This window comes from Streptomyces sp. NPDC088910, from assembly GCF_044749865.1.
Taxonomy (GTDB): domain Bacteria; phylum Actinomycetota; class Actinomycetes; order Streptomycetales; family Streptomycetaceae; genus Actinacidiphila.
On the sequence record NZ_JBIVIV010000011.1, the window covers coordinates 300,454 to 314,523 of the forward strand.

Here is a 14,070-nt window from a genome sequence, read left to right on the forward strand (position 1 = left end):
GGAGTCCGCATGGCCCTGTTCGATCTGCCCCTCGAAGAACTGCGCTCGTACCGGCCGGAGCGCCACGAGCCCGACGACTTCGACGCCTTCTGGAAGCGCACGCTCGACGAGGCGGCGCGGTCGGCTCCCGACGCCGAATTCCTGCCCGTCGACGCCGCGTTGACGGCCGTCGACGTCTTCGACACGACCTTCTCCGGCTGGGGCGGCCACCCGATATCCGCCTGGCTGGTCGTGCCGCGCGGCGCGGAGGGCCCCGTGCCGTGCGTGGTCCAGTACATCGGGTACGGCGGCGGGCGCGGCCTGCCGCACGACCATCTGGTGTGGGCCGCCACCGGCCGGGCCGTGCTGGTGGTGGACACCCGCGGCCAGGGCGCGGTGGGCCGCAACAGCGCGGGCTCGACGCCGGACCCGCACGGCGGCGGCAACCCGCAGGCCCCCGGCTTCATGACCCGCGGCATCCTGGACCCGGAGGCGTACTACTACCGCCGGGTCTTCACCGACGCCGTCCGCGCGGTGGACGTGGCGGCGGCCCATCCCGCCGTCGACGCCGGGCGGGTGTACGTGGCCGGCGGCAGCCAGGGCGGCGGCATCGCGACCGCTGCCGCCGGACTGCACCCGGGGGTCGCCGCGGCGCTGATCGACGTGCCCTTCCTGTCGCACTTCCGGCGCGCGCTGACCCTCACCGACCGGGACCCGTACCAGGAGATCGTGCTGTTCCTCGCGACCCAACGCGGCACGGACGACGACGTGTTCACGACCCTCTCGTACTTCGACGGCCTCAACTTCGCCGCCCGCGCGACGGCTCCGGCGCTGTACTCGGTGGCCCTCATGGACCAGGTCTGCCCGCCGTCGACGGTCTTCGCCTCGTACAACCACTGGTCGGGCAGCACGAAGGACATCAGCGTCTACCCCTGGAACGGCCACGAGGGCGGCTCCGCCGAACACCGCGCCACCCAGCTCCGCTGGCTCCGCGACCTGGAGGCGCAGCGGTAGCGGACCGACGCGACACGCCCGGCACGGGCGGCGGCCGGGGCGGGCCAGAGGGGATGGGCCGGAGGGGGGCGTGCGGGCACGCCTTTCCCCCGAATGCCGTAGTGGCAAACACCCCGGATTGCTCAAGAACCCTTCTCCATGAGTAAGGTAAGCCTTACCTCGTAACGATCTCGTGTCGCTCGAAACACCCGATGGTGAGCCGCATGCCCGTGTCCAGAATCCTGCCGCCCGCCGCACCGACCGGCTCGCCACTGACCATGGCGTACGACCGGCTCGCCCAGGTCTTCCCCGGCCTCGTCGTGACCGAGGCGACCGACGTGACCCAGCCGCTGCCGCACGGCCCCGGCTGGGTCGGGGCGCGCGAACTGGCGGACGGCGGCGCGGCGGCGGACGCCCTCACGGACACCGTCGCCGCCCAGGTCACGGCCGACCACGGCCGCCGCCCGCGGCCCGACGTGGCGGCGGCGCTGGCGCTGCACCGCTACGCGTGGCCCGCGTGCCTGCTCTTCACCGTGCCGTGGTTCCTCAGCCGCCGGGTGCCGCGGCTGGCGGTCACCGACGTGTCCTTCCACCGCGCGGCGGGCCGGATGACCGTACGGCCGCGCTCCTTCGCCTGCCTGCCGGACGACCCGGCCGCGGCGCTCCCCCACGCCCGCGTCGTGCCCGACGAGGCGGCACTGCGCGACGAACTGCGGGCCGCGCTGGCCGAGCATCTCGCGCCGCTGCTGGAGGGATTCGGGCCGCGGCTGCGGCGCGGACCGCGTGCGCTGTGGGGCATGGCGACCGACGAGATCACCGAAGGGCTCTGGCGCGTGGGGCAGTTGCTGGGCGAGGAGGAGCGGGCCGCGGCGGAGCTGGCCGCGCTGCTGCCCGGTGGCACTACGCCGTATGCGGGAGGCGCCGCATTCCGCGAACTGACGGTCCCGACCGGTACTGACGTACCGTCACCGCCCGTGAGCCGGACCCGGGACCGGCTCACCTGCTGCCGGTTCTATACGATCAGTCCGGCCGATGCCTGCACCACCTGCCCGCGGACCTGCGACGCGGACCGGATCAGGCGGCTGGTCTCGGCGGCCTGACGATCACGCTACGATCTCGCTCAACTGAGTTGTTGTGGCACGGAAGTTCGAGCAATCCATCCGAAGGCGTGCTCTTGGGCCATAACCTCTCCAGTCATCCGCGCTCTTCGCAAAGATGTCGCTCGTAAGCCGTCCCGCGGCCCGAGCGCGACGGAAGCGACACTAGGAATCGCACATGAGACTTACGGACATATCGCTGGACTGGGCGCTCTCGGGGGCCATCGGCCTGGTCGTCCTCGTGGCCTGCGTGCTCGTCTTCCGCAACCGCAAGGCGAGTTCGAGCAGCGCCGACGGCGCCCAGGTGGATTCGTGGGAGCGCAGTGAGGAGCGCCGTCGCCGCAAGGAGGCGATATACGGCAGCGCCTCGTACGTGCTGCTCTTCTGCTGCGCCGCCGTCGCCGCGGCCCTCTCCTTCCACGGCCTGGTCGGCTTCGGCCGGGAGAACCTCAACCTGACCGGCGGCTGGGAGTACCTGGTTCCGTTCGGCCTGGACGGCGCGGCGATGTTCTGCTCCGTACTGGCCGTGCGGGAGGCCAGCCACGGTGACGCTGCTCTCGGCTCGCGCATGCTGGTGTGGCTGTTCGCCGGCGCCGCCGCCTGGTTCAACTGGGTGCACGCGCCGCGCGGTATCGACCACGCCGGTGCTCCGCAGTTCTTCGCCGGGATGTCGCTCTCGGCCGCGGTCCTCTTCGACCGCGCGCTGAAGCAGACCCGCCGGGCGGCGCTGCGCGAGCAGGGGCTCGTACCGCGTCCGCTGCCGCAGATCCGCATGGTGCGGTGGATGCGGGCACCGCGTGAGACGTACGCGGCCTGGTCCCTGATGCTCCTCGAAGGCGTACGCACGCTGGACGAGGCGGTCGAGGAGGTCCGGGAGGACAAGCGGGAGCGCGAGCAGAACGTGATGCGCCGCCGCGACCACGACCGGCTGGAGCGGGCGCGCGTCAAGGCGCTCAACCGGCAGCACAGGAACTGGCCGCGTGGTGGCGGCCGGGGCGGCCGTCAGGTCGAACTGCCTCCGGCGGCCAGTGCCGCGGGCGGCAGCGGCCAGGCCGCATCGGAGCCTGCCATAGAGGCCCACGCGGCCGAACTCCCCGTCCGCGCCCGTCCGGCGCTCCAGCCGGTACGCGAGGACGCCGCGGCCCCCTTCACCATCGACCTGACGGCGGAGGACGACACGATGACCCTCCCCCGACTGGACTCCCTGGAACGCAAGCTGGAGGAAATGGAACGCCAATTCGGCTGAGCCGAAAGCCGGTTGTCGACTGCCGCCCACGGGTGGTGGGGCACGGGAGAGATACCCGGGTCCCCGCCCCGTGGGCGCTGTCACGCGCGGCGGGCGTCGACTTCGAACCAGACGACCTTGCCCTTGCCGCGTGAGTGCGCGCCCCAGGCGTCGGCCAGGGACTGCACGAGGAGGAGCCCGCGGCCCGAAGTGCCGTGGTCCTCGGGGGCGGTCGCCTGGGCCGGGAGCCTCGGGTGCCGGGCGAGGTCGTCGTAGACCTCGACGCGCAGCCGCTCCCCGGCCGTCCGCCCGGGGACGAGTGTGGCGGTGAGCACCGCCCCGTCGGTGGTGTGCTGCAGTGCGTTGGTGACCAGCTCGGTGGCGAGCAGCTCCGCCGTGTCGCAGAGCACGGGCACTCCCCAGTCCCGCAGATGCTCGCGCAGCAGGCGACGCACCTCGGCCACGGCCGGGAGGTCGGCGTGCCGCACCGTATGCCGCAGTATCTGCCCCGTGATGTCCGTCTGATCCCCCAGTTCCCCTGCTTCGGGCTCTTCCATGGCCCCGCTCCGGTCGCCGCCGCGATTCCCCGGTCGAACTTTCTTGCCGATAGGCATTCCCAGCCCCACAGGTTCCAGTCCTGCACGCGTGATCCCCTGATGTGTCCCGGATGCGCGCAGCCGACGTCACATCGGAGGTCTGCGGATCGCGCCGCCGCCGTCGCGGATTCTCGACCCGGGCAGGCACTCTGACCTCCACTCCCTAGAGAGGTCCGATGTATAGCCGACTCAGCGTTGTGAAAATCCTTGACACTACGCGGTCACGGCCTCCACTCTGTGGCGCACTCATCCCATGTGTCTCTTGGGTGTTGCGCCTGTGTTGTCGTCCCGTTGCCTCGGGAGGGGCCCGTGTACTCACCGCAAGGAAAACTCGGACGTCGGCGAATGATCCGACCACCCGCGCTCGTCACCACCGCACTTCTGGCGGCGGGCCTGCTCACCGCGGGCCTGCTCGTCCCCGCCGCCGCCCCGCCGGCCGCGGCGGCGACCGCGACCACGGCCTGGCAGAACGGCGGCTTCCATGTCGACACCCCCAATGTGATCCGCCGCTCGAACATCGTGCTCGGCTCGCCGAACACCGCCGCCGCGCAGTCGCTGCCGCTGGGCAACGGCTCGCTGGGCGCCGCCGCCTGGGCCGCGGGCGGCTTCACCGCGCAGCTCAACCGCGCCGACACCCTGCCGGGCCGCAAGTCCCCGGGCCAGGTGCAGATTCCGGGCCTGTCCGCGCTGACGAACGCGAGCGACTTCAAGGGCTCGCTGGACGTCTACACCGGTGTGCTCACCGAGTCCGGCGGCGGCATGACCCTCAAGTCCTGGGTGTCGGCGACCAAGGACGAACTGATCGTGGACGTCACCGGCGCCGATCCGGGCGCCCAGCAGACCGCGACGCTGAGCCTGTGGTCGGGCCGCGGTCCGCAGGCCGCCGTCTCGGGCACCGTCGGCACGCTGGCCGAGACCTGGGTGGACAACCAGGAGGCGGGCTCCTCGGGCCGTACCTTCGGCTCGCTGGCCGCGCTCTCCGCGGGCGGTCGCAATGTCACCGCCTCGGTGGTCAACTCCACCCAGGTGAAGGTCGCGTTCACCCCCAACGCCGACGGCTCCTACCGGGTGATCCTCGGCGCCCCGGCCTGGACCGGCGGCAACGCGGCGACCACCGCCGCGAATCTGCTCGGCTCCGACGCGACCGCCGCCGAGTCCTCGCTGCTGTCCTCCCAGCAGTCCTGGTGGTCCGGCTTCTGGGCCAACTCCGGTGTCCTTGAGGCGAATTCGGCCGACGGCACCGCGCAGTACATGGAGACGCTGCGCACCTTGTACCTGTACATGGAGGCCGCCTCGATGCGCGGCACCGTGCCGGGCAGCCAGGCGGGCGTGGCCGACATGTTCAACTTCGGCCAGGACCACCAGAACTGGACGCCGTCGGCGACCTGGCTGTGGAATCTGCGCACCCAGATCTCCGCGAACACCAGCAGCGGCAACTTCGCGCTGAACATCCCGATCTTCAACCTCTACCAGAACAACCTGGCCGCCATCGAGGCGTGGACCAAGCAGCAGATGGGCGGCACACCGGGTGCCTGCGTCCCCGAGGTCATGCGGTTCAACGGCAACGGCGGCGACCCGGGCAACGGCGCCAACGCGGCGTGCAGCCAGCCGGGCAGCCCCAACTGGAACGCCCTGAACATCACCTCGGGCGCCGAGATCAGCCTGTTCATCTGGCAGCAGTACCTGGCCACCGGCGACATCAACTTCCTGCGCACGTACTACCCGTTGCTGAAGTCGTCGGCGACCTTCCTGCTCAACTACCAGAAGGTCGGCTCGGACGGGAAGCTGCACGCGGTCGCCAACGCGCACGAGACGCAGTGGGCGGTGCAGGACCCGACGACCGACCTGGCCGCGGACGCCGCGCTCTTCCCCGTGGTGATCAAGGCGGCGCAGCTCCTCAACACCGGGGACACCGCGCTGATCTCGCAACTGACCACCGCGCAGGGCCAGATACCGGCGTGGGCGCGTACCGACTACGGCCGTACGCAGGTGCTGCCGCCGTCGGCGGACGCGTCGAACAACGACATCATCGCGTACTCGTACCAGCCGACCGCGCAGATCAGGAACAGCGAGAACATCGACCTGGAGCCGGTGTGGCCGTACAACCTGGTCACCGACGACCCGGGGTCGCTGCGGGACCTGGCGGTGCGCTCGTACAACCACCGGGCGGTGACCGGGGGCAACGACTGGAGCATGGACGCGATCGACGCGGCCAGGCTCGGGCTGGCCAGTGAGGTCGCGGCGAGGCTGACGTCGATCACCCAGAGCCACCAGGTGTACATCAACGGGCTGGCCGACCTCGGCAACACCGTCGGCACGGAGGCGTACATCGAGCAGGCGTCCGGTGTCGCGACCGCGCTGAACGAGGCGCTGGTGCAGGACTACGACGGGCTGCTGCGGATCGCCCCGGCCTGGCCGGCCGGCTGGGACGCGGCGGGCACGGTCTCGGTGCAGGGCAACACCAAGGTGGACGTGCAGGTCCAGAACGGCACCCCGGTCACGGTCGCCATCCAGGCCGGGTCGTCGCAGACCATGCGCGTGCGCAACCCCTGGCCGGGTCAGTCGGTGCAGGTGGTGAACGGTTCGAGCAACGCCGTCGTGGTCGCGCCGACCACCGCGGGCACCTTCAATGTGCCGGTCGCCTCGGGGCAGTCGTACCTCGTCGAACCGGTGGCCGCGCCGACCACGGCGCTGCCCTACGCGCAGGTCTCCGGCTCCCCCGCCACCGCCGCCAAGCACCTGGGCAATGTGCAGATCGGTCTGGACGGCGGCGGCACCGCGCCCGGCGGCGGCACGGTGGTCTCACTGCGCGCGCACGCCAACGGCCAGTACGTGACGGCGGACAACGCGGGCGCGGCGCCGCTGATCGCCAACCGTACGGCCATCGGACCCTGGGAGCAGTTCGACGAGATCGACCAGGGCGGCGGTTGGATCGCGCTGCGCGCGCACGCCAACAACAAGTACGTGACGGCCGACAACGCGGGCGCCGCCCCGCTGCTCGCCAAGGTCGACGCGGTCGGCACCTGGGAGCAGTTCCAGCTCGTGCGCAACGGCGACGGGAGCGTCAGCCTGCGGGCGCGGGTCAACAACCAGTACGTGACGGCCGAGAACGGGGGCGCGGCGGCGCTGATCGCGAATCGGGCGGCCATCGGGCAGTGGGAGGAGTTCGATCTGATCCAGAGTTGACGGCTTTTCCTCCGTCGGCCCCCTGTTCCGTCCGGCGGTACCCGTACAGCGACGGCTGATTGACCGGGCACCGCTGGACCGGGACGGGGGTCGAGCCGGTGGAACGTGCCGGTCGGGGTGTGCTGGAGGGCGCGGTCCTGGGTCACAACGGAGCCGAACGGGGCTACGGGCGCGGCACGTTGCGCAGATTGGAGCGCGCGAGCTGCACCATCTTGCCGACGCCGCCGTCCAGTACGACCTTGCCCACCGACAGCGCGAAGCCGCCGATCTGCTCGCCGGTGATCTTCGGCGGGATGGACAGGGCGTGCGGGTCGGTGACGACGTCGACCAGGGCGGGCCCCTTGTGCCGGAAGGCGCCACGCAGCGCGTCCCGCAGGTCCTTGGGCTTCTCGACCCGGACGCCGTAGGCCCCGGCGGCGTTGGCGATGGCCGCGAAGTCCGGGTTGTGGTTGGTGGTGCCGTACGCGGGCAGGCCCTCGACCATCATCTCCAGCTCGACCATGCCGAGCGAGGAGTTGTTGAACAGCACCACCTTGACGGGGAGTTCGTACTGGACGAGCGTCAGGAAGTCGCCCATCAGCATGGTGAAGCCGCCGTCGCCCGACATCGACACCACCTGCCTGCGGCGGTCGAGGAACTGCGCGCCGATCGCCTGCGGCAGCGCGTTCGCCATCGAGCCGTGCGTGAAGGAGCCGATGACGCGGCGCTTGCCGTTGGGCGTCAGATAACGGGCCGCCCACACATTGCACATGCCGGTGTCGACGGTGAACACCGCGTCGTCCGCGGCCTCTTCGTCGAGCACGGACGCCACGTACTCCGGGTGGATCGGCACGTGCTTGTCGACCTTGCGGGTGTACGCCTTCACGACGCCTTCCAGCGCGTCGCTGTGCTTCTTCAGCATCCGGTTGAGGAATTTGCGGTCGGACTTCTCCCGCACCTTCGGCGTCAGGCAGCGCAGCGTCTCGCCGACGTCGCCCCACACCGCCAGGTCCAGCTTCGAGCGGCGCCCGAGGTGCTCGGGCCGCACGTCGACCTGCACGATCGTCACGTCGTCCGGCAGGAAGGCGTTGTACGGGAAGTCGGTGCCGAGCAGGATCAGCAGGTCGCACTCGTGCATCGCCTCGTACGCGGCGCCGTAGCCGAGCAGACCGCTCATGCCGACGTCGTACGGATTGTCGTACTGGATCCACTCCTTGCCGCGCAGGGCGTGGCCGACCGGGGCCTTGACGCGTTCGGCGAAGGCCATCACCTCGTCGTGCGAGCCCGCGGTGCCGCTGCCGCAGAACAGGGCGACCTTGTTGGCGCCGTTGACGAGCCGGGCGAAGACGTCGAGTTCCGCGTCGCCGGGGCGGACGGTGGGGCGGCGGGTGACCAGGGCGTGCTCGATGCTGCGCTGCGGCGCGGTCTGGGCGGCGATGTCGCCCGGCAGGCTGATGACGCTGACGCCGCCGCGGCCCACCGCGTGCTGGATGGCGGTCTGGAGGACCCGCGGCATCTGCGCCGGGTTGGAGATCAGCTCGCTGTAGTGGCTGCACTCGCGGAAGAGCTGGTCGGGGTGGGTCTCCTGGAAGTAGCCGGTGCCGATCTCGCTGCTGGGGATGTGCGAGGCGAGCGCCAGCACCGGGGCCATCGAGCGGTGCGCGTCGTACAGGCCGTTGATCAGGTGCAGATTGCCGGGGCCGCAGGAACCCGCGCAGGCCGCGAGCTTGCCGGTGAGCTGGGCCTCCGCGCCCGCCGCGAAGGCCGCGACCTCCTCGTGGCGTACGTGCACCCATTCGATGGAACGGTTGCGGCGTACGGCGTCCACGACGGGGTTGAGGCTGTCGCCCACCACCCCGTACACGCGCTGTACGCCCGCGCGCACCAGCACGTCGATGAACTGCTCGGCCACGGTCTGCTTCGCCATCGGGCCCACCTGTCCTCGTCGGTGACTCCTCTCATCTCACCGGGAAGTGGGTGGCCCCGCATCCGGGAGCGCCGGGGCCCGCCCGGTCACGCGTCCCAGACGGTCACCGCCGTCCGGTCGTCGGCGTAGCCCTTGACGCGGGTCTGGGCGTCGGCCAGATACGCGGCCATGCCGGGCGGTCCCGCGCCCCAGCGGCCTGCCAGGTGGACGGCCAGTGCGGGCTCGCCGCGCAGCGGTTCCGCGAGGCCGCCGCTGCACATCACCAGCGCGTCGCCGGGCTGCGCGACGGTGGCCCGGAAGCGGAACGGCGCCGCCGTCTCGTCCGGCGCCAGGTCCAGGTCCTGCCAGGTGTCGTCCCTGATCCGGAACAGTCCGCCGTCGCCGACGCCGAAGAACAGCCGGGTCCGGCACTCCGGGTCCGCGGGCAGCAGCAGACAGCGCAGCGAGGCGGTGTACGTGCCCTCGTCCAGGCCCAGGTCCTCGCCGCGGGCCCGCAGGCGTCCGTAGCAACGGTCGGTCAGCCGGTGCAGGCCCGACTTGAGCGAGCCTCTGCGGGCCGCGCGCAGGTCGTCAGAGAGCCGGTTCCTGCTCCGGCCGACCGCGCCCGCGATCCACCGCACCGCGTCCTGCGCCGCCTTGTGCGCGTCGTCCGCCGCGCGGGCGCCGCTGGCCATCGCGACCAGCAGCAGCGCCTCGTCGCCGCTGCCGAAGCGGGCCGTGAGGAGGGCGTCCCTGCGGGGCTGGCCCCGGTACCGCGCCGAGTCGCCGCGCAGCGACACCGTCCGGACCGTCATGCGGCCGTACCGCGCGCCGTCCAGCACCGTGTCCGCCACCAGGGCGCCGAGGTCGTCCGGTTCCGCCTCCGGCCACGCGGTCGGCTCCGCCGCGTACGTCGGCGGTCCCCCGCCCACCACCTCCGGCTCCGCGACCTCGTCCCGCGCCCCCACCGCCGCCACCCACCCGGGCGGCAGCTCCGGCGCCCACCGCACCTCCCCTTCCACGAACGCCGTCTCCCGCCCCCACCCCGCCGCCGACCCGGCCCCCTTCCCTGCGCCCTCGGTCGCCCCGGTCCCGGCCTCGGCACCGTCCCGCTCCCCCGCCTGCCCCTTCCGCCCGCCGACCGGCACGCCGACCGGCACGCCGACGACCGCGGGCCCCGCCCACGGACGGCGGGGCTCGACCGAAGCGGACGGCTGTGGGGGATTGGGCTGTTCGGACTCCGACCCGTCGGACTCGCCCGGCACCGCCGGGACAGACTCGGCGTCAGCCGCCTGCGAAGGGCGTGACGGATCGGGCTCCGGCTCGACCGGTTCGGCCTCGGCCGCAGGTGTCTCCGGAGAAGGACCCGGCTGGGCCAGTGCCTCCGGAGAAGGACCCGGCTGATCGTTCTGCGCTGCGGTCGGCACACCCACGGCAGTCGGACCCACCCAGGGACGGCGGGGTTCGGCCGGGACGGACGGCTGCGGGGGGCTCGGCTGATCGGGCTCCGATACGGCGGGCGGCGGGGCCGCCCAGGAGCGATCGACCTCCGCCTCGGGCGGGACAGCCCAGGGAGAGCCGGGCTCCGGGGAGGCGGTGGGGGCCTCCCGGTCGGCCGGGACAGGCTCGGCGTCAGCCGCCTGCGAGGAGGGACCCGCCTGGGCGGGCTCCGCCTCGGTCGGGGGGACCCACGGGCGGCGGGGCTCGGGCGGGGCGGACGGCTGCGGGGGAATGGGCTGGGCGGGCTCGTCCGGTGTCGCAGGGGCGGGTGGTTGGGCCGCCGAAGGGGAACGATCGGGGGCCGGTCCGGGCGGGGCGGTCTGCGGGCTCGGGGGTGCGCTCGGCGTGGTCGGGGCGGGCGGCCAGGGGTAGTTGGGGTCCGCCGCGCCGGTCGGGGCGGTAAACGGGCGGTGGGGCTCGGCCTCGGGGCGGTCCGCCTCGGGGGTGGCCCAGGAGTTGTCGGAAGGGGGCGGCTCGGGCGCGGGGCGGCGGGCTGCCAGGAGTTGGTCGAGCGCCGAGTCGGTCGGCGACGGCGGTCCGGAATCGTCCGGCTCGGCCGGTGCCGGTTCGGCCGTCTCGGGGGTCGGGGCCTGCCAGGCGGTGCGGGGCCAGAGGGCAGGCTCGTCCGGGGAAGCGGGCGGGGGGTCCTCGACGGCGAAGGTCGGGGTGGCCGACCATGCGTCCCATGAGGCTCCGGGCGTATCGCCCTCCGGGGCCTCCGGCTCTTCGGCGACGGGCTCCGGCGCCGGTGCCGGCTCGGGGGCGGCCGAAGGTGAGCGGGTCCACCAGGAGTCGGACGCGGGGCGCGGCGCCTCGCGGGGCTCCGGGGCGGGGGCCGACGGCTCGGGGCGTTCGGCGAAGGTGGGAGCGGACGACCAGGCGTCCCAAGGGCGTTGCTCCGGCCGGGGCGGCGGAGTGGGCTCGGGCGCGGCGGCCTCCGGAGCCTCTTCCGGTGGCGGCGGCGCCGTGCCGAAGGTCGGCTCGGCCGACCAGGCGTCCCACGCGGGAGCGTCATCGACCGGCGGCGCGTCCGGCGCGGCGATCGACGGCTTGGCGGGTGGTTCGGCCGAGGACTCGACCGGCGGCTCGACCGGCCGCTCGGCTGGCACCACGTCGGCCGGCACCACGTCAGCCGGTACCTCGTCGGCCGGTACCTCGTCGGCCGGTACCTCGGGCGACGCGTCCTGCTGAGCCGGAATCGACACCGAAGCGGGCTCCGGAGCCGAGACCGGCGCCGTGGTCGGGACCGGCGCCGGAGGCGCACCCGGTGTGCGCGGCGGCCCCGGCCAGGAAGGGGGCGGAGGCGGCGGAGTGGGCCGACGCAGTCGCAACGTGTCGGCGGCCGGCGTCGGCGGAGGAGGCGCCACCGCGTCCAGCGCCGTATCGAAGTGCGCGTCGACGGAATCCGGCGTGGCGGACGGCGTGGCCGCGTCGTCGTCGTACAACTGACGCCACCAGTCGTCCTCTTGGCTGCTGTGGGAGTCCCCCTGCTGGCTCATGCCCTTATTGTCCACCGCGCGGGCCGCCGGGAAACGTGGAACCGCCGGGCCGGCCCCGCCCCCACAGCAGGGCCGCCCGGCGGAGTCGCCGTCCCCGGCCGGGACCTCGGGAAAGATCCTCCGGGGACCGCACCGAGACCTTCGGACGCGTCCGGAGACTTCTTCCGGGGGCTGCCACGGACACCGTCCCCGGCGCCCTCCGTCCCGCCTCCCGCGAAGCCACCGGAAAGCTCCCCGTGAAGCTCCCCGTCAAGCTCTCCGCAAAGCTCGGTGTCGATCACACTGGCAGAGCGGACCTGCGGGAGTACAAGATGACCAAGGCGGGAAACCGCCGTGGCTCATTTCCGCCACCGTCACCATCACCGCAGGGAGGGGGCTCCGTGCTCGGCGCCATCGGTCTGGACGAAGCGCAGGAATCGGCCTACCGGGCGCTGGTCGGCCTGGGCGCGGCCGAGGTCGGCGACCTGTCGCACCGCCTCGGGCTGAACGAGGAGGACGCGGGCCGCATCCTGCGCAGGCTGGAGGGGCACGGGCTGGTCGCGCAGTCGTCGGCGCGGCCCGGCCGCTGGGTCGCCGCGCCACCGGCCGTGGCGCTGTCGGCGCTGCTGACCCGGCAGCGGCACGAGTTGGAGCAGGCGGAGCTAGCCGCCGCCGTCCTGGCCGCCGAGTTCCGCGCGGAGGCGACGGAACCGGCCGTGCACGACCTGGTCGAGGTGGTCACCGGAGCCAACGCGGTGGCGCAGCGCTTCCTGCAACTCCAGTTCGGCGCGGAGAGCGAGGTCTGCGCCCTGGTCACCGACCGCCCGGTGGCCATCACCGGGACGGAGAACGACGCCGAGCAGGAGGCGTCCCGACGCGGCGTCACGTACCGCGTGGTGCTGGAACGTTCCGTCGTGACGAGCCCGAGCGGTTTCACGGAGGTGTCCGCCGCGCTCGGCAGGAACGAACAGGTGCGGGTGGTGGACCGGGTGCCGACCAAACTGGTGGTGGCCGACCGGTCGTTGGCGATGGTGCCGCTGACCCGCCGCCTCGCCCAGCCCGCCGCGCTGGTCGTGCACGCCAGCGGGCTGCTGGAGTCGCTGATGGGGCTGTTCGAGGGAGTGTGGCGGCAGGGGATGCCGCTGAGCCTGGACGGGACGGGCACCGTGGCCGAGGAGTCCCCCGAAGCGCCGGACAGCACCGACCTGCGCATCCTCTCGCTGCTGCTGGCCGGTCTGACGGACGCCTCGGCGGCCAAGCAGCTCGACCTCGGGCTGCGCACCGTGCAGCGCCGGGTCAAACGGCTGATGGAGATCGCCGAGGTCACCACCCGCCTCCAGCTCGGCTGGCACGCCTACGAACGCGGCTGGGTGGCACGCGGCGACACGGACGTATGAGCGCGGGGCCGTACGCGGCGGACGCGGTGACCGGCGACCGGGCCGACGGTCCCGCCGGAAGGGTGAGCGCGCCACCGGACGGTTGACGGGGCGGCGGACCGACGACATCCCCACGGCGTACGGACGGCGTACGAGCGGCGTACGCGAGTGGTCCTGCGGGTCTCGGACAGGTCTCGCCTTGCGCCCCGAGGGTGATCCGCCCGGCGGACGGGCGCGTCATCGGGCAGGGTGGGCTCATGGGGACCGCACAGGTGTGCCTGATCGGCGCGGTGATGCTGCTCGGACTCGTCGGTGTGCTGGCCCCCGGCGTGCCGGGGACGCTGCTCTGCTGGGCCGCCGTCATGTGGTGGGCGACGCAGGAGCACACGAGCCTGACCTGGGGCGTACTGGCCGGGGCGACCGGTCTGCTGGCCGTCGTGCAGGTGGTGGTGTGGCTGCTCCCGGCGCGCCGGATCCGCGATTCGGGCATCACCTGGCACACCGTGCTGGTCGCGGGCTCCTTCGCCATCGCCGGTTTCTTCCTGATCCCCGTGCTGGGCGCGGTCCTCGGCTTCGTCGGCACGATCTACGCGACCGAGCGCGTGCGCCTCGGCGGCCACCGCGCCGCCTGGACCGCGACCCGCACCGCGATGCGCGCGGTGGGCGGCTCCGTCCTGGTCGAACTCCTGGCGTGCCTCGTCGTGGCGGGCGCGTGGCTGGGCGCGGTGATCGCGGGCTGACCGGCACCCGGCCCC

The 14,070-nt window shown here is 72.9% G+C and carries 9 protein-coding genes; 6 read left to right on the forward strand and 3 right to left on the reverse strand.

Annotation, left to right across the window (positions count from 1 at the left end):
- Positions 1 to 9: 9 nt before the first annotated feature.
- From ACIP4Z_RS25395 to ACIP4Z_RS25405, 3 genes are all read left to right on the forward strand, one after another.
- Positions 10 to 993: an acetylxylan esterase gene (locus ACIP4Z_RS25395; RefSeq protein ID WP_355338853.1), complete on the forward strand. Its 984-nt coding sequence runs from the start codon at positions 10 to 12 to the stop codon at positions 991 to 993.
- A 203-nt stretch (positions 994 to 1,196) separates the two neighbouring features.
- On the forward strand, positions 1,197 to 2,072 hold the full coding sequence (locus ACIP4Z_RS25400) for a (2Fe-2S)-binding protein (protein ID WP_401311740.1): 876 nt from the start codon (positions 1,197 to 1,199) through the stop codon (positions 2,070 to 2,072).
- Positions 2,073 to 2,247: 175 nt separating this feature from the next.
- Entirely contained in the window at positions 2,248 to 3,315 is a 1,068-nt protein-coding gene (locus ACIP4Z_RS25405) for a DUF2637 domain-containing protein (RefSeq protein ID WP_355338847.1), read from the forward strand.
- Positions 3,316 to 3,395: 80 nt separating this feature from the next.
- Here ACIP4Z_RS25405 and ACIP4Z_RS25410 read toward each other — a convergent pair whose 3' ends face one another.
- A complete protein-coding gene (locus tag ACIP4Z_RS25410) occupies positions 3,396 to 3,851 on the reverse strand; it encodes an ATP-binding protein (RefSeq protein ID WP_355338844.1) in 456 nt (151 codons plus the stop codon).
- Positions 3,852 to 4,235: 384 nt separating this feature from the next.
- Between ACIP4Z_RS25410 and ACIP4Z_RS25415 the strand changes: the two genes are divergently transcribed.
- Positions 4,236 to 7,076 (forward strand): fascin domain-containing protein, encoded by a 2,841-nt coding sequence (locus ACIP4Z_RS25415; protein ID WP_401311744.1) that lies wholly within the window; start codon positions 4,236 to 4,238, stop codon positions 7,074 to 7,076.
- Positions 7,077 to 7,239: 163 nt separating this feature from the next.
- On the opposite strand, the gene ACIP4Z_RS25420 is transcribed toward ACIP4Z_RS25415, so the two are convergent.
- A complete protein-coding gene (locus tag ACIP4Z_RS25420; protein WP_355338838.1) occupies positions 7,240 to 8,982 on the reverse strand; it encodes a pyruvate dehydrogenase in 1,743 nt (580 codons plus the stop codon).
- An 86-nt stretch (positions 8,983 to 9,068) separates the two neighbouring features.
- The gene (locus ACIP4Z_RS25425) at positions 9,069 to 11,960 is read right to left on the reverse strand and encodes a protein phosphatase 2C domain-containing protein (protein ID WP_401311747.1); all 2,892 of its coding nucleotides are present in this window, start codon (positions 11,958 to 11,960) and stop codon (positions 9,069 to 9,071) included.
- Between the two features lie 380 nt (positions 11,961 to 12,340).
- On the opposite strand from ACIP4Z_RS25425, the gene ACIP4Z_RS25430 reads away from it, so the two are divergent.
- Complete coding sequence (locus ACIP4Z_RS25430; RefSeq protein ID WP_401311750.1) at positions 12,341 to 13,336, forward strand: helix-turn-helix domain-containing protein; 996 nt, start codon at positions 12,341 to 12,343, stop codon at positions 13,334 to 13,336.
- Between the two features lie 236 nt (positions 13,337 to 13,572).
- A complete protein-coding gene (locus tag ACIP4Z_RS25435) occupies positions 13,573 to 14,055 on the forward strand; it encodes a DUF456 domain-containing protein (RefSeq protein ID WP_188282878.1) in 483 nt (160 codons plus the stop codon).
- Positions 14,056 to 14,070: the final 15 nt, after the last annotated feature.

Excerpts from the sequence above, each read along its gene's own strand:
- ACIP4Z_RS25415 (WP_401311744.1), top strand. The coding sequence starts at position 4,236 with ATGATCCGACCACCCGCGCTCGTCACCACCGCACTTCTGGCGGCGGGC.
- ACIP4Z_RS25400 (WP_401311740.1), top strand. The coding sequence starts at position 1,197 with ATGCCCGTGTCCAGAATCCTGCCGCCCGCCGCACCGACCGGCTCGCCA.
- ACIP4Z_RS25435 (WP_188282878.1), top strand. The coding sequence starts at position 13,573 with ATGGGGACCGCACAGGTGTGCCTGATCGGCGCGGTGATGCTGCTCGGA.
- ACIP4Z_RS25405 (WP_355338847.1), top strand. The coding sequence starts at position 2,248 with ATGAGACTTACGGACATATCGCTGGACTGGGCGCTCTCGGGGGCCATC.
- ACIP4Z_RS25410 (WP_355338844.1), bottom strand. The coding sequence starts at position 3,851 with ATGGAAGAGCCCGAAGCAGGGGAACTGGGGGATCAGACGGACATCACG.
- ACIP4Z_RS25425 (WP_401311747.1), bottom strand. The coding sequence starts at position 11,960 with ATGAGCCAGCAGGGGGACTCCCACAGCAGCCAAGAGGACGACTGGTGG.
- ACIP4Z_RS25395 (WP_355338853.1), top strand. The coding sequence starts at position 10 with ATGGCCCTGTTCGATCTGCCCCTCGAAGAACTGCGCTCGTACCGGCCG.
- ACIP4Z_RS25420 (WP_355338838.1), bottom strand. The coding sequence starts at position 8,982 with ATGGCGAAGCAGACCGTGGCCGAGCAGTTCATCGACGTGCTGGTGCGC.